This is a genomic window from Sphingomonas sp. AC522 (assembly GCF_979258125.1).
Window position 1 is genome coordinate 1890195 of the sequence record NZ_OZ409836.1, and the last position, 17611, is coordinate 1907805.

A 17611-nucleotide genomic window follows, 5' to 3' on the forward strand; every position below is an offset into this window, starting at 1 on the left:
AGGAGCGCGCCGGTCACAGCAGGCCGCGGCCGGCGAGGTTGCGCATCAGATCGCGAATGCCGAATTCCCAAGGGGGAGCGGCCTTGGATGTAGTCACGCGGTTGATCAGGCTGCCGAGCTTCGGCGAGGAAATGCGAACCATGTCGCCATCCTTATGGGTGAAGCCGCGGCCGGGATGGTCGCGATCCTGGATCGGCGCGAAGAGCGTGCCGAGGAACAGTGCGAAGCCATCGGGATATTGGTGTTCGCTGAGTGTCTGGCGGACCAGCTCGGTCGGGTCGCGGCTGATCTGGCTCATCTTGTTGGTGCCTTCGAGCCGATAGCCCTCGGGGCCGTCGATCACCAGGTCGATCTCGGCCGAGCGGACATCGTCCATCGTGAAATGCTCGTCGAACAGGCGAATGAACGGTCCCAGCGCCGTCGAGGCGTTATTGTCCTTGGCCTTGCCGAGCAGCAGCGCACTGCGCCCCTCGAAATCGCGCAGATTGACGTCGTTGCCGAGCATCGCGCCGCGAGGGGCTCCGTGGCGATCGACGACGAGCACGACTTCCGGCTCGGGGTTGTTCCAGTCGCTGTCCGATCGCACGCCGATATCGGCGCCCCAGCCGACCGCCGACAGCACCGGCGCCTTCGTGAACACTTCGGCGTCCGGGCCGATCGCGACTTCGAGATATTGCGACCACATGCCCGCATCGATCAATGCGGCCTTAAGCTTGGCGGCTTCGGGCGTGCCGGGGACGACCGAGCGAATGCCCGAGCCGACCTTGGCCTCGAGATCGCCGCGGACTTCGACGGCACGAGCGGAATCGCCGCGCGCACGCTCTTCGATCACGCGCTCGATGGCCGACACGGCGAACGTGACGCCGCATGCCTTGACGACTTGCAAGTCTATGGGCGCGAGCAGGCGCGGACCGTTCTCGCTGCCGATCGCCTCTGCGCTGCAGATCAAATCGCCTTCGATCGTTGCTGCGTCACCGCGCTCAAGCAGGTCGGCAACGGTCGGGGCCGCGCGCGAAACATCGTAGAGATCGCCATTGCGGAGCACGACGGGGCTGGGCCCGGCGTCCGTCTGGACGCGGCCTACGAGAAGTGCCTGCGCATGATCCGCAGGCAAAATATCCGCCGGAAACGCCTTCAACTTCCTCTGCCCCACATATTCTTTGATAGCGCTACCATGTGCGGGGGCGGCGCGCCGCTGTCAAGCACCGTAAACGCTTACATTTATCAGTCGATCGCGCCGATATGCGCAAGGATTTCGGCGACGATCGCATGGCGCTCCCGCATCGCGCCATTTTCGCTTGCACGCACGATCCGCCACGGGCCGAGCAGGTCCGCGGCGACGATCGCTTCGTAATTGGCGCGCACGCGCTGCTGGAGGGTCACATCCGCCTCATATTCGTCATAGCTCTTGGCGGTGTAGCTCCGCTCCGCCTTTTGCAGGATCATCGCTTTTGCGAGCTCCCAGGGCGTATCGAGATAGATCGAGAGCGCAGGGGCGGGGAGGGCGAACTGCCCGGTTTCGAGCGCGAGGATCCAGTCCATCAGCGCGCGGCTCTCTTCCGGGGCTACGCGTGCACCCTGATAGGCCATGTTCGACGCGACATAACGATCGAAGATCAGAACATGGTTCGCGGCCACTGCCTCAACGATCGCACCGCGCCATTCGAGCCGGTCGAGCGCATAGAGTGTCGCGGCCGCGTGGGGTGTCACCGGCACGGTCATGTCGCCCGCCATGTAGCGGCCGATGGTCACGCCCGCGACCGTTTCGCCATAGCGCGGGAAGCCGATCACTTCGGCCTTGCGTCCCGAAGCCTGGATAGCTGCGCATAGCCCCGCGGAGGTGGTGTTCTTGCCGACCCCGTCGGCCCCTTCGATCGCCACGATGATGCCCATTTGCGGGCTTTAGCAGCACTGTCGCACAAGTCACGGGAGTCCCTTGCCGGGACGGCGATCCGGAGAAGCCCGGAGAGGCGCTTCAGGCCATTCTGGCTAGGCTGCAGGGCATCGCATATATCGGAAGCTTCGTGGTCTCGGAAACACCTGTCCTAGTGTTGATCGTCGGGGAAGCGGGCCTGCGGAGCACGCTGGTCGCGCGCCTCTCGATGGCAGGCGCCGATCTGGTGACCACCGACGACTTCGCCGATCGCCGGCTGATGCGCCACACGCATCGTCCCTTGGTTCTTATCGTGGACCAGGCTGCGGTGGATGGCCATGATGCAGGCTGCGAGGGGCTGCTGGCCGATCCGCGCTGGCACCGGCTTGTGCTGCTGTCGCCCAGTGCCTGCGCAAGCCAGGACCCGCGGCTGATCCGCATCGAGCGCCAGGGGGCCGCCGCGATCATCGCGCAGCTTATTCGCGAATGGCAGTCCCCGCTTAACTGAGCGGCACGATACCTGCTGCAAAGGCAATGCGGAGCGCTTCCGAAAGGCTGCGCACTTCGAGCTTTTCCATCACATTGGCGCGATAGATTTCGACCGTGCGCGGGCTGATGTCGAGTTCATAGGCAATGATCTTGTTGGATCGGCCCTCGATCAGTCCCCTGAGCGTGTCGGTCTCTCGCGGCGAGAGCAAGGCGATCTTGGCCTGGGCGCTTTGCACCCGGGCCGCAGCTGCCTCCCCTTGCTCGATCAGTCCAAAGGCCTGATCGATCACTTGCATCAGCATTTCAGCATCATAGGGCTTTTCGAGGAAATCGACTGCGCCCGCTTTCATTGCCCTTACCGCCAGACCGACATTTCCCTCGCCCGTAAGCATGATCGGCGCCATGCGCGGGCCGTTGCGGATCGCCTCGAGCACGTCGAGCCCGGTCGCTCCAGGCAAATGGAAGTCGAGGAGCAAGACGCCAGGATCGAGTTCGCGCAGTTCTTCGAGAAATGCATCGCCGGATCGAAAGCTGCGGATCAAGACGTCGCTGCGGATCGAAAGCAGCGTATGCAGCGAGGAGCGAACGGCGTCGTCGTCATCAACGATGTAGACAATCTTCATGCCTCAGCCTCCTCAACCGATGGTATCGTGAAACGGAAAGACGCTCCCCCTGCAGACCTGTTCTCGACCTTTAATTCTCCTCCATGTGCTTCGATGATACGCTTACTGATCGAGAGTCCAATACCCATTCCGCCCTGCTCGCTGTTGGTCGTGGTAAATCGAGAAAATAAACGCTTTCGAATAGATTCGGGAATTCCTGGACCTGTGTCCGCAATCTCTATTTCTACCATGTTTCCAGTTACTTTGCGGGAGCGAAGTAATATCCGGCGTGAATTGGAGCCAGCGTTTCGCAGCGCTTCTACAGAGTTGCGCAATAGATTGACTAACACCTGCTGGACTTGAATCTGGTCTGCGAGCATCAGGTCGGCAGCAGGATCGAAATCGTAATCGACTCGGATGTGGAACTGGCCGGTGCCGACCAGCACCAGCTTGACTGCACTGCGCACGGTCTGCTCGACCGATTCCGGGCAGATCTCGACTTCGCCGCTGGCCATGAAGGCGCGCAGCCGCCGGATGATCTCGCCGGCGCGCAGGGTCTGGTCGTTCGCCAAGCCGAGCAGTTCGGAGACGCGATCCACGTCTTCGCCGCGCTCGATCAGGATCCGCGCGGCGGCAAGGAAATTGGCAGTGGCGCTGAGCGGTTGGTTGAGCTCGTGCGCGAGATCCGCGGCCAGTTCGCTCATTGCGCTCAGCCGCGAGACATGGGCGAGTTCGGTGCTCAATTCGCTCAGGCGCTCCTCGGCCGCGAGCCGCTCGGAGATGTCGCGGGCAAAGATCGTCAGCAGCACCGTGCCGTCGACTCGCGCCATGCCGATGCGAAGCTCGAGCGGGAAGCGCCGCCCGCCTGCGCCTTCGCCTTCGGTCGAGATCATTTCCCCGGTCGCGCCCCGACCGCTGGCAATGAACTCGGCGAGCCTGCCCTCGCGCTCCTCGAATTGATCCTTGGGCAAAAGCAGTCGGTAATCGCGCCCGATCACCGCTGCCGAGTGATAGCCCCACATTGCCTCGGCCGCCGCGCTGAATTCGTAGATCACGCCGGCGTCGTCGATCACCACGATCGCGTCCGGCACGGTATCGAGGATCGAGCGGAGCTGCGCCTCGCGCCCGCGCAGCGCGGCTTCGCGTTCTTCCTGCTCGGTTACGTTGATCAGCACGCCGACGGTGCGAACGACCTCGCCGAATTCGCCGTAGAAGATGCGCGACGAGCCCTGGACGACGCGGGCCTGTCCGTTCTGCTCGCGAAACCGGTAGCGGTAGCTGAAGCGTTCGGCGCCCTGGGCCGCGGCCTGCGCCAGGCCCTTGACTGCGCTGTCTAGATCCTCGGGTTCAATCAGCGCCGCCCACGCATCGAAATCGGGCATTGCGCCAGGCAACAGCCCCATGCGCTCCTCGGTGCCGGGCGACCAGCTCAGCCGCCCGCTCGCCGCATCCCATTCGAACACTGCCAGCTCGGCGGAGGAGGTTGCGGTGCTTAGCCGGGTCTCGCTGGCGCGGAGGGCTTCCATCGATTCGAGCAAGGCGATCTGATCGCGCGAAACCCGCCGCACGGCCCAATAGGCGATCAGGCCCACCAGTCCGATGTTGGAAAGCATCACCGTCAGCCGCGTGCCTAGCCGCGACAGCACGTCCGTCGCTTCCAATATGGCGCCGAGCAGCGCCGGAATCAGCGGGAGCAGCAGCGCTGCCGGCAGAAGCATCTGCAGCCACCGCGATTCGGGACGTTGCGATCCCAGCAGCCGCGCCCAGCCAAAGCCCCTTTGCCACAGCACGAAAGCGGCGAGCAGGCAGAGCGTGATCGACGCCGCGGGCGCGGAGATGCGGTAAAGCTTCGAGATCGGATCGTCCGGGGCCGTGAACAGAATGACCACCGCCGCGGCCGATGCGGCGCCGAGCACGCCGCTGGCAATCACCGCGGCGGTCTCGTCGCGGCGCCAGCGGCGGCTGCTCGATATATAGGCGGCCAGGCCGAGCAGCAGGAAGATCGTGCTGGGCGTGGCATCCGGCCGGCCAGGGCGCTGGAGGTTATATTCGTCGAGCTGAGTGCCGAAGAACATCCGGTCGATGCCCAGATCCACTCCCGCGAAATTCTGAAAGAGCGCGAACCCGGCGATCAGCACCGGCACTGCCCAGAGAAGCCGCGCCGGCACGGGCTGATCGAAGATCGCCGCGACGAACCCGCACGAAAGCGCGAAAAAGCCAAGTGCAGTCAGCGGGAAGATCGGAAGGCCTGCGATCCCGAACGAGCGCAGCATCGGCAGGTGCCAGACCCAGCCGGCAAAAGCGGCCAAGCTGAACAGGCCCCCCAGGCCCGCAAATCCGGCCGCCGCCTTGCGGCTGCTCGGCCAATTGGTCCAACTTTCCATCAACGCGCTACACCTCGCAAGCGCCATGCTAATACCCAGAATGAGAAAGTCTAACCGGTTCGGCGCATCTGCCTCGAACAAATAGCGCCGATATGGCTGCACTTCGCGGGACCTTGCCAAAGCGCACGCCGGAGGCGATCACACCGCCGCGGCGCCGTGACGAGCGCCGGCATCAGGGAAGGAAGCGTCGCGTGATCCGAACGACCCTCATCTTGGGAGCAATGCTCGGGCTTTCGGCCTGTGCCAGCGATGGCGGCAAGGCGAAGACCGCCGCTGCCGATCCGGCGCCCGCCGGCCCGGGCAAGGGCAGGGGCTATAGCCACGATCCCTATCCCTCGACCTATCGCGCCTATCCCGGTGCGCCGACCCTTGTCACGCACGTCACGATCTTCGACGGCGAAGGCGGGCGGATCGATGACGGCTCGGTGCTGTTCCGCGATGGCAAGGTCGTCGCGCTCGGCAAGGATCTGGTCGCCGAGGGCGGCGTCACGGTGATCGATGGCACGGGCAAGTATCTCACGCCCGGCGTGATCGATATCCACAGCCATCTCGGCGACTATCCCTCGCCCGGCGTGCAGGCCAATTCGGACGGCAACGAAGCCACCTCGCCAGTCACCGCCGAAGTCTGGGCCGAGCACAGCGTCTGGCCGCAAGACCCGGGCTTCGGCCGCGCGCTGGCGAACGGCGGGGTGACCACGCTCCAGATCTTGCCGGGCTCGGCGAACCTGTTCGGCGGCCGCTCGGTGGTCGTGAAGAACGTCTATGCACGCACGATGCAGGCGATGAAGTTCCCGCAGGCGCCCTATGGCCTCAAGATGGCGTGCGGCGAGAACCCCAAGCGCGTCTATGGCTCGAAGGGCCGCGCACCTTCCACTCGGATGGGCAATATAGCCGTCGATCGCCAGACCTGGGCGCGCGCGCAGGAATATGACCGGCGCTGGGACAAATATGAGGAAAAGGGCGGCGAGCCCCCTTCGCGCGACATGGCGATGGACACGCTGCGCGGGGTGCTCGACGGCGAAATCCGCGTCCAGAACCATTGTTACCGCGCTGACGAAATGGCCATCGTCATGGATATGGCCAAGGAGTTCGGCTACAAGGTCACCGCGTTCCACCACGCGGTCGAGGCCTATAAGATCGCCGACCTGCTCAAGGCGAACGACACCTGCGCGGCCGTCTGGGCCGATTGGTATGGCTTCAAGATGGAAGCCTATGACGCGGTCAACGAGAACCTCGCCATCCTGGAGAAGGAAGGTGCGTGCGCGATGATCCATTCGGATGACGAGAACGGCATCCAGCGGCTCAACCAGGAAGTCGCCAAGGCGCGCGCTTCGGGGATCAAGGCCGGCTTTGCCGTCTCCGAAGAAGCGGCCTGGCGGTGGCTGGCGATCAATCCGGCCAAGGCGCTGGGGATCGATGACCGGACCGGCAGCCTCAAGCCCGGCAAGATGGCCGATGTCGTGCTGTGGAACGGCAATCCGTTCAGCGTCTACACGCGGCCTCAGATGGTTTGGGTCGACGGCGCCTTGCTCTACGACGCCAATAATCCGCGATTGCGGCCGGTATCCGATTTCGAGCTCGGCCAGCCCGGCGAAGGGGATGTGAAGTGATGAAGCGCAACCTCCTCCTCGCCGCCGCCGCCACGCTCAGCCTGACGGGACCCGCTGCTGCGCAGACCGTGGCGATCACCAACGCCAGGCTCGTCATCGGCGATGGCGGGCAGCCGGTTGACGGCGGCACCGTGGTGATCCGCGATGGCCGCGTTGTCTCTGCGGGCCCGGGCGTGGCGGTGCCTGCGGGCATGCGCGTGATCGATGCGGGCGGCAAATGGGTCACTCCCGGCATCTTCGCGGGCTTCACCCGGATGGGCATCGTCGAAGTCGATGCCGTCAACACCACCAACGATGCATCGGCGGGCAGCTCGCCCTTCCATGCCGCGCTCGATGTGTCGCCCGCAGTCAATTCCAAGACGACATCGATCGCGATCAACCGTGCCGAGGGAGTCACCCGCGCCGTCGTCGCACCCGATGGCAGCACCGGCTCGATCTTCGCGGGGCAGGGCGCAGTGATCGATCTCGGATCGGACATGGGTCCGGTCGCCCGCCCGCGCGCCTTCCAGTTCATGGAATATGGCGAGACCGGCGGGCAGCAGGCGGGGGCAGCCGTCCCGCGGCGATCGCCATGTTCCGCAACGCGCTGTTCGAGGTCCGCGACTATATCCGCGCGCCCGGCAGCTTCGCCGATCGCGGCAAGGATGCTTTGCTCACCCGCGCCGATGCCGATGCGCTGGTGCCGGTGGTGCAGGGGCGCGTGCCGCTGCTCGTCCATGTCGAGCGCGCATCGGACATTCTCGTGATGCTCGATCTCAAGCGCGAATTCCCGACGCTCAAGCTTGTGCTCGTCGGCGCAAGCGAAGGCTGGACGGTCGCGCGCGAGATCGCCGCGGCAGGCGTGCCGGTGATGGCGAGCGCGCTCAGCGACTTGCCGTCGTCCTTCGAAAAGCTCGCGGCGACCCAGTCCAATATCGGCCGGATGCAGGCGGCGGGCGTGCTCGTCGGCATCGGCACGATCGGCCAGGACGAGGCGCGTCAGGCGCGCTGGGAGAAGCAGTATGCGGGCAATCTCGTTGCTCTGAAGAAAATCCCGGGTGCAGCGGGCCTGGAATGGGGCGAGGCTTTCGCCGCGATCAGCTCGAAGCCCGCGGAAGTGATGGGGATGGGCATGGATTATGGCTCGCTCCGCCCGGGGCGCCGCGGCGATGTCGTGATATGGGATGGCGATCCGCTGGAGATCGGCACGACCGCGGTCAATGTGTTCATCGACGGTGTCGAGCAGCCGATGACGAGCCGTCAGTCGCGGCTGCGGGATCGGTATTGGGAGCCCAAGGAAGGGGCGCTGCCCAAGGCCTATCAGCACTGAGGAACGTTCCGGCCCCAGATCGATTGTTTCGCGAAAGGAGACTCCAAATGCGCAAGCTGATGATCGTGCCGGTGTTTGCCGCGCTGGCGCTTGGCGGTTGCGGCGAGCCGGCAACCAACAACGCCGTGGCCGAGAATATCGCGGCGCCGGCCGAGCCGATCAACGCCTTCGGTAACGTCACCACCAATGCGCTGGAAACGGTGCTCGCGCTTAACGACCGCCAGCGCAACGGCGTGTTCAACCGCGCGCTCACCGACGCGGGCATCACCTGCGACGGTGTGGCGTCGTCCGAGAGGCTTCCCGATCAGGATGGCAAGCCGATGTGGCGGGCCAATTGTCGCGGGCTGGGCGGCAACAGCCACATGATCACGATCACGCCGGACGGCACCGCTCAGATCGTGACGCGTACGGACCGGTAGCTAAGTTTACATTTCCTCCCTCGCGGAGCGGGGAGGGCGACCACGAAGTGATGGAGGGGCCTCTCCGCGGACGGCGGCGCTGCGGCTAAGCCCCCTCCGTCAGCCTGCCGCTGCCACCTCCCCGCTGAAGCGAGGGAGGAAAATTCAAACGCCGCTATGGCATTCGCTTATCTCCTGCGCGTAAGCCATCGCCGATGGAGAGCAAGTCCCTCGCCTCGGCCCTGCGCCTCCCCCAGGCTTGGGAAGCCGCCGCCGCTGTCGCAGTGCTGCTCGCGCTCGCCCCCCTTGCCACCATCGCCGGCGTCAAGCTCCTAACGCGCCACGAACGCGCCGAGATCGCGCGGCTGCAAACCGAACTCGCCCCGCGCCTTACCGCCGAGCAGGCCGCCCGCACCGCGCGCCGCGAAATCGCTGCGGCGGTGACCCGGCCTGCGTTGGGGACCTCGCTGGAGGCGCTGGCACGCGCACTGCCTACTGACGACACCCTGTCGCGGGCCGAGCGCACTGCGCAGGGCGCGCTCGAAGTGGATGTGACGACCAGCGATCCGGACCGTCTCCGCGCCGCGATCCGCCGTGCGCCTGAACTCGCCGGGCTGCGCGATAGTGGTCAGCGGCAGGGCGATGGCGCGATGCTCGTTTCGCTGCGGCAGGACACGCAATGAGGCTCTCGCCTATGGCGATCGGTGCAGGCCTTGGCTTGCTCGCTGCACTGGTGCTTGCGCCGGCCACGGGGGCCGCGCTGGGCAAGCTGTCGGCGACCCGCACCGAGCATGCGCGACTGGCCGCGATAGCTGCCGAGCCGCAGTCCGCCGCTCCGCTTCTTGCCCCCGGTCTGGCGATTCCCGCCGCCAATATCGCTGCCGCTCGGGCAGCAATGATGACGCGGCTTCAGGCACTCGCCAAATCGGGCGGCGTGCTCGTCGAGGAAACCAATGCGGCGCCAGCTGCCGAGGGTCTGGCGGCGCTTCGCATCCGCGTTTCGGGTGCCGAGAAAGCGGTGTTTGCGCTTGCCGATGCGCTGGAACGCGCGCAACCTTTGATGCGGCTGCGCAAGTGGCGGATCGAGCCGGTGCAGGGCGGCGGGGTCCGGCTGAGCGGCGATATAGTGGCGGCATGGCAATGACCGAGCGCGCGCCGTTGATCGCATGCGCGTTGGCCGGTGCTGCGGCGATTGCCGTGCCGCTAGTGCTGCTGATGCCGGGAAAGCCCGAACCAAAGTCCGCGCGCGAGCCCGTGTCGGTCCCGCTTTCGGCTCCGGTGGCGGCGCCACTCGCCGCAATCTACGAACGCCCTTTATTCGGCCCACCCGCAGCCGGGGAGAGCGCTCCTGCCGATGCCCCCGCATTGATCGGCATCGTCGGCCGCCTGGGCGAGGACGCCGTCGCGCTGGTCAGGACGGCGGAGGGCTCCACCCGCACGCTGCGGATCGGCGAAAGCGTCGATGGCTGGAACCTCGCCAGCCTCGCGATCGACGCGGCGTTTTTCACGCGTGGGACTGAGCGAGTGCGAGTGCCGCTGCCTGCAGGCTAGTAGATCCCGTCGATTTCGACCGTCAGCCGCGGCGTCGGCGGAGCGAGCAGCAGGCTGCCGCGCTTGGCATTGGCGATCTCCTCGGCGCGCAGCCGGGCATATTTGTCCTTCGCCGCCGCGCTGGCATCCTTGCCGTCGCGCAGGATCGTGGGCTTGAGGAAGATGAATAGCGTCCGCTTCTGACGGCTCTCGCGGCGGCTCTTGAACAGCTCACCGACGATCGGGAGGTCGCCGAGGATCGGCACCTGGCGGCGCACATCCATATAATCGTCGCTAATCAGCCCGCCTAGGACGATGGTCTCGCCATTATCGGCCAGCACCGTGGTGTTGATCGCGCGGCGATTGGTGATGAGGTCGGATGCACCGGTCACGTTCGCGGTGGCGATCGACGAGGCTTCCTGATTGACCTGAAGCCGGATGGTGTCGCCGGCATTGACCCGTGGCAGGATGCGCAGCGTGATGCCGACATCCTTGCGCTCGATAGTGGTATAGGGATTGGCAGTGCCGTTGCCGGTCAGGATCGATCCGGTGACGAACGGTACGTTCTGGCCAACGACGATCTCACCGACGACATTGTCGAGCGTGGTGATCTGCGGAGTCGAAAGCAAATTCGCCTTGCTGGAGACGCCGAGCGCCTGGACGAGCAGCGAGAAATCATTGCCGATCGAGAAGTTTGCGCTCAGCCCGTCGCCGAGCAATGCGCCTGCGGGCACGCCGAGCAAGGCGAGGATGCCATTGGCCCCGCCAAGCGACGGCCCGACCTGGCCGAACGACGTCGCGGCACCTTCGACCTGGTTGAGTGCGAGCCCACTGGTGCCGAGCTGGATCGCCAGCGCTTCGGCATCGTCGCCGGTGATCTCGGCGATCGCGGCTTCGATCAGCACCTGCGGGCGGCGCACGTCGAGATCGGTGATCAGTGGTTCGATCGAGGCGATCGCCTGGGGCTTGCCGCGCACCACGACGGCGTTTAGCTCGGGCGCTGCCTGCACGACGAGATCGGGCGTCGCGAAGCCCGCCGCACCCGTTTGCGATGCCGGTTGACCCACGGTCCCCGTTACCGGGCCGCCGCCCATATTGTTGGCGTTCTGCCCCGAAGTCAGCCCGGCCAGCGCTTCCGAAGCGTTGGTCCGCGATAGCGAGCCGACCGAATTGGGGGAAGCGAGGCTGCGGGCGATTGGATTGTCCGCGGAATCGCCCTGGCCCAAAATGCCGCGCAGCACCTCGGTGACCGACTCGGCATCTGCGTAGTTGAGACGGAACATTCGCGTGATCGGCGTTGCGCCGCCCGGCGTGTCGAGCGCGAGCGCCATCTTGCGCGCCTCCGCCACCGCCGAGGGCGTGCCGCGCACGATCACGGTGTTGCTGCGCGCGTCCGAGGCTACCCGCGCCCCGCCTTCGCCCAGCACCTGCGTCATCGATTGCGCGACATCGGGCGCGTTGCCATTGCGCAGCGCGACCGTCGCGAAGGTTGCGCCGCTGCCGCCGTCGAGCTGCCGGGCAATGCCTTCGACGCGGCTGACATTGTCGGCATAATCGGTGATCACAACGGCGTTCGGACTGGTCAGCGGCTCAACGCTGCCAAAGGTCGCGACCAGCGGGCGCACGACGCGGGCGACATCGGCCGCGGGCACGTTCTGAAGCCGCACCATCCGCGTCACCAGCGCCTGGCCGGCAACGCTGCGCCCGACAGCGCCGCCATCGCGCACTGCGTTGGCGGCCGGCACGACTCGCCATGCCCGGCCCGATCGCACCGCTGCGAAGCCATTCGCGCGCAGCACCGACTGGAACAATTCCCACACGCCGGCAGGTGACAGCGGCGTCGCGGACGTGACCGTCACCACGCCCTTCACCGCAGGATCGAGGATCAGTGTGCGCCCGGTGATCCGCGAAATCTGGTCGGCGACATCGGCAATCTCCACCCCGCGCATATTGACCACGACATCGGCAGGCGCGGCGTCCTGTGCCATCGCCACTCCATCGAGCATAGTTGCGGCGAGCGCGATGGCGGCGAGGGCGGAGCGAATCTTCACGGCGAACCTTCTAGCGCAACGGGACGGTGAGCGTGATACGCTTCCCGTCGCGGAGAATCTGGACTTGGGCGGAGCCGCTCGCCTGCGCCGCGGCAAAGGCGTCCTGGGCGGTCGCGGGGTCGCTGAGCTGCGTACCGTTGACCGACTGGATGACGTCGCCTGGCTGCATGCCCGGCGGACCATTGGTGCCAATCCGATAACCGCCCGAGACGGGGGACGCATCGAGCCGCTGGAGCGCGTCGGCGGGTGCCACGGTCGGGGCGATGGTGGGCGCATTGCCGGGGGCAGGCGCGACTCCGGGGACCAGCGCCGACGGAGCCGCGGGCGCGCCCTTGGCCGCCGCCGCTGCGCGCTCTTCGGGCGAAAGCGTCGGATCAGGGAAGGGCAGGAATTCGCTGCGGCCCGCATTGGAAAGGATCACGCGGTCGCGCAGGATCGCCGTGATCGTGCCGCCGCTCACCATTTCGCCGACGCGGAAGGGCGTCGCCGCCGCCCCGCCCACCGAGATATAGGCGACTGACAATTCCGCCGGCCGCGCCGCGAAGACGCCGCGCAGTTCGAGCGGAAGCGTCGTCGCCAGGCCCGCATCGCTCACCGCAGGCTTGCCGAACGGGGCCAGTGCGAGGGCAGGGGCAATATCGGGCGCCACTGCCGGGCCGCTCCGCCCCGATGGCACGGTCACTGCGCCGGTTCCGGCATGCCCGGCGATCCGCCAGGTCAGCCCGGCGAGCGCAACCGCCACGGAGATCACGACCAGCCCCGTCGCCAGGTCGAGCCCGGTGCGCGCCTGGCGCGGCGTGAGAATGAGGCCGGCAATCATCGCGTCCGTCCGTCCACGAAGCCGTCGAGCGATGCAAGGGCCGCGTTGTCGCGCATGGAGGTCACAGCGATCCGCACGCGCGATATGTCGGGATCGGCGGTGCCCTGCCGCGCCACCGCGATGCGCCATTGCTCGCCCATCATCTCGACGCGCTCTTGCCCGGGGATTCCCGCCTCCAGTTCGGCCAGCCGGTTTTCGGCCACCCACATTGCGGCGGTCCTTCTCTCCAGCCCGCGCGCGGAGTCGATATGCGATTCGACTGCGCGCATCAGGCCTACGCTGGCGATTGCCAGCACCGCGAGCGCAACCAGCGCCTCGATCAGCGAGAAGCCCTCGTCATTCACGCGGCCGGCGCCGGGATTGCGCGCGCCGTCAGCCCGTCGAAGGTCACCAGCCAGCGCTGCCCTTGGCTCTCGACGATGGCCGACATCGGCTGCCCGGCGCCGTCGGCGCCCAGCACCACCGGCGGCCGCACGCTCAGCGTCACCACCATGCCGGATGGCAATTGGTGAAAGCCGAGCGCGTCGTCGGTACGCGGCGTTAGCTTTCCGTCGGCGGCGAAGGTCGCGAAGCCATAGCCGTGCTTCTCGGCCGTGAAAGCGATCAGGCGATCGCCGAGCATGGCATCGTCGGCCGCCACCTGGAGCCGCGTGGCGAGCCGCCGCGCCTCGGTCTCGACCGAAGGCGCGCGAGTGACGCTGCCCATGCCGAGTGTGACTGCGCCTGCCGCGACTCCGATGATCACGAGCACGATGAGGATCTCGATCAGCGTGAATCCGTCCTCGCCGCGCCCCCGCTGCATCGCCTCAGCCCTTGCCCTCTAGATCGGCATCGATCCCTTCGCCGCCAAGCTTGGCGTCCTTGCCGAGCGACCGAATCGTGAAGGCATTGCCGTCGGATGCGTATTCGTACGGCTTGCCCCAGCCGTCCGCGGCGGGCGCGGAGAGATATCCGCCCTGCGCCCAGCTTGCGGGCACGGGGGGCGAGGTCGGGCGCTCGACCAGGGCCTTCAGACCCTGCTCGCTGGTCGGATAGGCGCCATTGTCCAGCCGGTACATCTTGAGCGCGCCCTGGATCGTCGAGATGTTGGTCTTGGTCGCGGTCGCCTTGGCCTCGTCGGGCCGGCCCATGACGTTGACCGCCACCAGTCCCGCCAGAATCGCGACGATGATCAGCACGATCATCACTTCAAGCAGCGTGAAGCCGCCTTCATTACCTGGCACCGGGCGCCGCGAAGCGCCAAAGCCGTCATTGATTTGTCTCGAAATCATGCGCATCCCCGCCTCATGCGTCCTGCCCATGAAGCAAATGTGACAGCCGGATCGAGCGCGATGGGTGCGCCGGACCTCGAAGCGCCGCGCGCCGGAGGGGTCTGGACGCTGGCGGGCGACCGCCTGATCATAAACGAGCCCGGCGGACCCGCAACCATTCTCGTCCCCACGGAGCAGGTGCGGCTGTTGGCAGTGGATCTGCCGCTTCCGAGCCGGGCCAAGCGGCTCGCCGCCTTGCCCTTCGCGATCGAGGACCAGGTCGCCGAGCCGGTCGAGAGCGTCCATATCGCACTGGGCGAGGAGATTGCGCCGAAACGCTATCTGGTCGGCGTAGTTTCGCACGAGGTGATGGCACGCTGGGTCGAGGTCGCGGCGGAGGCCGGTCTCGGCCATGCCGCGATCGTTCCCGATGCGCTCGCGCTGCCGCGACCGGGTGAAGGCAGCTGGGCAGTCGAATTAGCGGGCGATCGTGTCGTCACACGCACCGGCGACGGCACCGGCTTTGCGCTGCCCGCCGCGATGCTGCGCACTGCCTGGGCCTCGGCGGGCAATCCACCCGCCACTGCATATGGCGCGCCGCTGCCGGACGAGATGATGGCGGGGCAGGGCCTGATCGATCCTGCCGTGTTCGCCGTCCCGGCGCTCGATCTGCGCCAAGGCCCCTATGCGCGGCGAGCGACAGGCTCGAATCTGTGGCGCCGCCTCGGCTGGATCGTCGCGCTGGGGGCCGCGGCGCAAATTGTGATCGCCACGGCCGACACGCTGATGCTGCGCGCGATTGCAGACCGCCGCGCCGCCGAGACCCGCGCGCTGGTTGCCACCGCGGCGCCGGGGGTTACGGTCGGGACCGATCTGGTCGGCGAAGTGACCGATATGCTTCCCGCGCCGAGCAGCGCGCGGCCCGATGCGTTCGTCCCGCTGGTGACGCGGGTCTCGGGCGCCCTCGCCCCGGTGGCGGGCTCGCTCAGCGTACGCGCGATGAATTTCCAGGCGAACACGCTGACGATGGATATGGATGGCAGCGATCCCGGTTTGGCTGCGCGCGTGGATGCCGCGCTTAAGGCTTCCCGAGTGACCGGAACCGTCACTGCCGCGCCCGACGGCAGCGTCCGCATCACGGCGAGCGGCGCATGAGAGTGATCCTCGCCCGGCTTCCGGCGCTCGACGCCGCCCTGATTCGCTTCGATGCGTGGTGGGGCGGGCTTTCGCGCCGCGAGCGCATCCTGGTCGCGACGATGAGCACGTTGCTTGGAGCGCTTGTGTTGATCTACGGCATCGTCAAGCCGCTCCAGGCCGCCCGCGCCGATGCCATCGCCGATATCCGAACCCATGAGACGCTCAACGCGCGCATCCTCGCCGCGGGCACGCTGAGCCGCGCACCGGCGCCGCGCCGGCAGGGCGCACCGCTTCAGGTGGCGAGCGCCTCCGCTGCCGCCATCGGCCTGGCCGTTGCGCCCGAGGCGATTCCCGGAGGCGTGCGAGTCACTATCGCCGATGCAAGTTACGATAGCCTGATGGCCTGGCTCGCCGATCTCGCCGCGACGAGCGATCTGCGCGCCACGCGCGTTGCGATCCAGCGCCGCGGGGCGCCCGGCCATGTCTCGGCAGTGGTGGATCTAGGCGCATGAACGAAACGCTGATCCTGGTGCCCGATGCGCCGCCGACCTTGCCCTACAGCTTTGCGCGCAAGCACGGCGTGCTCCTGCGCCTCGGCGCCGATGGCCTCGAATGCGTCCACCGCCCCGGCGCCGCGCTCGACGCTCTGCTCGAAGTCCAGCGGATCGCGCCCGATTCGGCGTTCGTCGCCGTGGCGGACGAACTGTTCGATGCGGCGTTGGGTGCCGCCTATGGCGGGTCCGGCGCTGCTGCCGATATCGATATCGGCGACATCGACTTGGCGGCGCTCGCCGACAGCGCCGCTTCGATCGACGATTTGCTCGACACGCGCGACGATGCGCCGGTGATCCGCCTGATCAATGCCCTGCTGCTCGAAGCGGTCAAGGAAGGCGCGTCGGACGTCCATGTCGAGACGCAGGAAAAGCGCCTCGTCGTGCGCTTCCGCATCGATGGCGTGCTGCGCGACCGGATCGAGCCGCCGCGCGCCTTGGCGCCGCTGCTGGTCAGCCGCATCAAGGTGATGGCCAAGCTCGACATTGCCGAGCGTCGCGTGCCGCAGGATGGCCGCGTCACGCTGCGCATCGGCGGCCACGATGTCGACGCGCGCGTCTCGACGATCCCGACCCAGCATGGCGAGCGCGTGGTGATGCGCCTGCTCGAAAAGGGCTCGCTTCGCCTCGATCTCGAAGCGCTGGGCATGAGCGCTCGCGACCGCGAAGTCTTTAACCGGCTGCTCGAACGGCCCCATGGCATGCTACTCGTCACCGGGCCTACGGGATCGGGCAAGACGACCACGCTCTATGCCGGCCTCAACACGCTGAACGACCGCAAGCGCAATATCATGACGGTCGAAGATCCTATCGAATATGAACTTGCCGGGATCGGCCAGACCCAGGTCAATCCGCGCACCGACCTGACCTTTGCGCGTGGGCTGCGCGCGATCCTGCGCCAGGATCCGGACGTGATCATGGTCGGCGAAATCCGTGACCAGGAGACCGCCCAGGTGGCGGTGCGCTCGTCGATGACCGGCCATTTCGTGCTGTCGACGCTGCACACAAACAGCGCCGTGGGATCGGTGACGCGGTTGATCGACATGGGGGTGGAGCGCTATCTGCTCGCGCCGATGGTCGTTGGCCTCGCGGCGCAGCGACTGGTGCGCAAGCTCTGCCCCGCATGCCGGCGCGAGGATGTGGCAAGCGACGCCGATGCGCTGCTGCTTGCCGGCGGGCTTGCAGCGGGCGAGACGGTATGGCGCGCGCAGGGCTGCGCCGAATGCCATCAGGAGGGTTATCGCGGCCGCGCCGGGCTCTACGAAGTCGTCGCCGTGGACGATTCGTTTCAAAAGCTCATCCATGACGGCGCTTCGGAAGCCGAACTCGAAGCGGCTGCGCGGCGCGACAATCCGAGCCTCTTCGATGACGGCGTTGCGAAGATCCGCGCAGGCCTGACGACAGTCGAAGAAGTCGCCCGCGTCGTCCGCGACGAGATTTGAGAAAATGCTGTCCTACACTGCCTGAAATGTGATTGGGTCAGCCCGTGTCGATCGCCTTCTCCTGTCTGGAATTCGAAAGGCGCCTCCTGTTTGGGGCGCCGGGAGGACCCCCGAAGTTTATAAACTTCATCAAGATATTTCCGAATCAAATGGCTGAGCGCCGCT

At 66.6% G+C, this 17611-nt stretch carries 18 protein-coding genes and 1 pseudogene; 10 read left to right on the forward strand and 9 right to left on the reverse strand.

The annotated features are described in order from the left end of the window. Nucleotides 1–13 precede the first annotated feature (13 nt). Both ACZZZM_RS09330 and ACZZZM_RS09335 read right to left on the reverse strand, forming a co-directional pair. On the reverse strand, nucleotides 14–1138 hold the full coding sequence (locus ACZZZM_RS09330) for a fumarylacetoacetate hydrolase family protein (RefSeq protein WP_463594829.1): 1125 nt from the start codon (nucleotides 1136–1138) through the stop codon (nucleotides 14–16). A gap of 86 nt (nucleotides 1139–1224) precedes the next feature. Continuing rightward, nucleotides 1225–1893 (reverse strand): nucleoside/nucleotide kinase family protein, encoded by a 669-nt coding sequence (locus ACZZZM_RS09335; protein WP_463594830.1) that lies wholly within the window; start codon nucleotides 1891–1893, stop codon nucleotides 1225–1227. 155 nt (nucleotides 1894–2048) lie between these two features. On the opposite strand from ACZZZM_RS09335, the gene ACZZZM_RS09340 reads away from it, so the two are divergent. After that, complete coding sequence (locus tag ACZZZM_RS09340) at nucleotides 2049–2381, forward strand: hypothetical protein (protein ID WP_463594831.1); 333 nt, start codon at nucleotides 2049–2051, stop codon at nucleotides 2379–2381. On the opposite strand, the gene ACZZZM_RS09345 is transcribed toward ACZZZM_RS09340, so the two are convergent. Together ACZZZM_RS09345 and ACZZZM_RS09350 are read right to left on the reverse strand one after the other, a co-directional pair. Further along, nucleotides 2374–2985 (reverse strand): response regulator transcription factor, encoded by a 612-nt coding sequence (locus ACZZZM_RS09345; RefSeq protein WP_463594832.1) that lies wholly within the window; start codon nucleotides 2983–2985, stop codon nucleotides 2374–2376. The genes ACZZZM_RS09340 and ACZZZM_RS09345 overlap by 8 nt on opposite strands. After that, on the reverse strand, nucleotides 2982–5348 hold the full coding sequence (locus ACZZZM_RS09350) for a PAS domain-containing sensor histidine kinase (protein ID WP_463594833.1): 2367 nt from the start codon (nucleotides 5346–5348) through the stop codon (nucleotides 2982–2984). The genes ACZZZM_RS09345 and ACZZZM_RS09350 overlap by 4 nt, the downstream gene beginning before the upstream one ends. A 221-nt stretch (nucleotides 5349–5569) precedes the next feature. Between ACZZZM_RS09350 and ACZZZM_RS09355 the strand changes: the two genes are divergently transcribed. The 6 genes and pseudogenes from ACZZZM_RS09355 (at nucleotide 5570) to ACZZZM_RS09380 (ending at nucleotide 10216) form a co-directional block, all read left to right on the forward strand. Then, on the forward strand, nucleotides 5570–6958 hold the full coding sequence (locus ACZZZM_RS09355) for an amidohydrolase (RefSeq protein WP_463596414.1): 1389 nt from the start codon (nucleotides 5570–5572) through the stop codon (nucleotides 6956–6958). Further along, nucleotides 6958–8267: pseudogene (locus ACZZZM_RS09360) on the forward strand (amidohydrolase family protein). The gene ACZZZM_RS09355 and the pseudogene ACZZZM_RS09360 overlap by 1 nt, the downstream one beginning before the upstream one ends. Before the next feature lie 47 nt (nucleotides 8268–8314). Beyond that, nucleotides 8315–8686, forward strand: a complete 372-nt coding sequence (locus tag ACZZZM_RS09365) for a hypothetical protein (RefSeq protein ID WP_463594834.1) — start codon at nucleotides 8315–8317, stop codon at nucleotides 8684–8686. Nucleotides 8687–8880: 194 nt separating this feature from the next. Next, nucleotides 8881–9348, forward strand: a complete 468-nt coding sequence (locus tag ACZZZM_RS09370) for a hypothetical protein (RefSeq protein ID WP_463594835.1) — start codon at nucleotides 8881–8883, stop codon at nucleotides 9346–9348. Beyond that, nucleotides 9345–9809, forward strand: a complete 465-nt coding sequence (locus ACZZZM_RS09375; protein ID WP_463594836.1) for a GspMb/PilO family protein — start codon at nucleotides 9345–9347, stop codon at nucleotides 9807–9809. The genes ACZZZM_RS09370 and ACZZZM_RS09375 overlap by 4 nt, the downstream gene beginning before the upstream one ends. After that, entirely contained in the window at nucleotides 9806–10216 is a 411-nt protein-coding gene (locus ACZZZM_RS09380) for a hypothetical protein (protein ID WP_463594837.1), read from the forward strand. Before ACZZZM_RS09375 ends, ACZZZM_RS09380 begins: the two co-directional genes overlap by 4 nt. On the opposite strand, the gene gspD is transcribed toward ACZZZM_RS09380, so the two are convergent. The 5 genes from gspD to gspG are packed head-to-tail and all read right to left on the reverse strand — an operon-like array spanning nucleotide 10213 to nucleotide 14337. Next, nucleotides 10213–12246, reverse strand: coding sequence for a type II secretion system secretin GspD (gspD, locus tag ACZZZM_RS09385; protein ID WP_463594838.1), 2034 nt, complete (start codon nucleotides 12244–12246; stop codon nucleotides 10213–10215). The two genes, ACZZZM_RS09380 and gspD, sit on opposite strands and share 4 nt — an antisense overlap. Nucleotides 12247–12256: 10 nt before the next feature. Beyond that, entirely contained in the window at nucleotides 12257–13066 is an 810-nt protein-coding gene (locus ACZZZM_RS09390; RefSeq protein WP_463594839.1) for a type II secretion system protein N, read from the reverse strand. Next, complete coding sequence (gene gspI, locus ACZZZM_RS09395) at nucleotides 13063–13410, reverse strand: type II secretion system minor pseudopilin GspI (RefSeq protein WP_463594840.1); 348 nt, start codon at nucleotides 13408–13410, stop codon at nucleotides 13063–13065. The genes ACZZZM_RS09390 and gspI overlap by 4 nt, the downstream gene beginning before the upstream one ends. Then, nucleotides 13407–13868 (reverse strand): GspH/FimT family pseudopilin, encoded by a 462-nt coding sequence (locus tag ACZZZM_RS09400; RefSeq protein WP_463594841.1) that lies wholly within the window; start codon nucleotides 13866–13868, stop codon nucleotides 13407–13409. The genes gspI and ACZZZM_RS09400 overlap by 4 nt, the downstream gene beginning before the upstream one ends. 4 nt (nucleotides 13869–13872) lie before the next feature. Then, the gene (gene gspG, locus ACZZZM_RS09405) at nucleotides 13873–14337 is read right to left on the reverse strand and encodes a type II secretion system major pseudopilin GspG (protein WP_463594842.1); all 465 of its coding nucleotides are present in this window, start codon (nucleotides 14335–14337) and stop codon (nucleotides 13873–13875) included. Between the two features lie 15 nt (nucleotides 14338–14352). On the opposite strand from gspG, the gene gspL reads away from it, so the two are divergent. From gspL to gspE, 3 genes are read left to right on the forward strand one after another with little or no spacing between them, the layout of a single operon-like run. Continuing rightward, on the forward strand, nucleotides 14353–15471 hold the full coding sequence (gene gspL / locus ACZZZM_RS09410) for a type II secretion system protein GspL (RefSeq protein ID WP_463594843.1): 1119 nt from the start codon (nucleotides 14353–14355) through the stop codon (nucleotides 15469–15471). Then, nucleotides 15468–15965 (forward strand): type II secretion system protein GspM, encoded by a 498-nt coding sequence (gene gspM, locus ACZZZM_RS09415; RefSeq protein ID WP_463594844.1) that lies wholly within the window; start codon nucleotides 15468–15470, stop codon nucleotides 15963–15965. The genes gspL and gspM overlap by 4 nt, the downstream gene beginning before the upstream one ends. Further along, complete coding sequence (gene gspE / locus ACZZZM_RS09420; RefSeq protein WP_463594845.1) at nucleotides 15962–17446, forward strand: type II secretion system ATPase GspE; 1485 nt, start codon at nucleotides 15962–15964, stop codon at nucleotides 17444–17446. Before gspM ends, gspE begins: the two co-directional genes overlap by 4 nt. Nucleotides 17447–17611: the final 165 nt, after the last annotated feature.

Excerpts from the sequence above, each read along its gene's own strand:
- gspL (WP_463594843.1), top strand. The coding sequence starts at position 14,353 with ATGCGTCCTGCCCATGAAGCAAATGTGACAGCCGGATCGAGCGCGATG.
- ACZZZM_RS09390 (WP_463594839.1), bottom strand. The coding sequence starts at position 13,066 with ATGATTGCCGGCCTCATTCTCACGCCGCGCCAGGCGCGCACCGGGCTC.
- ACZZZM_RS09350 (WP_463594833.1), bottom strand. The coding sequence starts at position 5,348 with ATGGAAAGTTGGACCAATTGGCCGAGCAGCCGCAAGGCGGCGGCCGGA.
- ACZZZM_RS09355 (WP_463596414.1), top strand. The coding sequence starts at position 5,570 with ATGCTCGGGCTTTCGGCCTGTGCCAGCGATGGCGGCAAGGCGAAGACC.
- ACZZZM_RS09365 (WP_463594834.1), top strand. The coding sequence starts at position 8,315 with ATGCGCAAGCTGATGATCGTGCCGGTGTTTGCCGCGCTGGCGCTTGGC.
- gspE (WP_463594845.1), top strand. The coding sequence starts at position 15,962 with ATGAACGAAACGCTGATCCTGGTGCCCGATGCGCCGCCGACCTTGCCC.
- ACZZZM_RS09335 (WP_463594830.1), bottom strand. The coding sequence starts at position 1,893 with ATGGGCATCATCGTGGCGATCGAAGGGGCCGACGGGGTCGGCAAGAAC.
- ACZZZM_RS09345 (WP_463594832.1), bottom strand. The coding sequence starts at position 2,985 with ATGAAGATTGTCTACATCGTTGATGACGACGACGCCGTTCGCTCCTCG.
- gspM (WP_463594844.1), top strand. The coding sequence starts at position 15,468 with ATGAGAGTGATCCTCGCCCGGCTTCCGGCGCTCGACGCCGCCCTGATT.
- ACZZZM_RS09400 (WP_463594841.1), bottom strand. The coding sequence starts at position 13,868 with ATGCAGCGGGGGCGCGGCGAGGACGGATTCACGCTGATCGAGATCCTC.
- ACZZZM_RS09375 (WP_463594836.1), top strand. The coding sequence starts at position 9,345 with ATGAGGCTCTCGCCTATGGCGATCGGTGCAGGCCTTGGCTTGCTCGCT.
- ACZZZM_RS09370 (WP_463594835.1), top strand. The coding sequence starts at position 8,881 with ATGGAGAGCAAGTCCCTCGCCTCGGCCCTGCGCCTCCCCCAGGCTTGG.
- gspG (WP_463594842.1), bottom strand. The coding sequence starts at position 14,337 with ATGATTTCGAGACAAATCAATGACGGCTTTGGCGCTTCGCGGCGCCCG.
- ACZZZM_RS09380 (WP_463594837.1), top strand. The coding sequence starts at position 9,806 with ATGACCGAGCGCGCGCCGTTGATCGCATGCGCGTTGGCCGGTGCTGCG.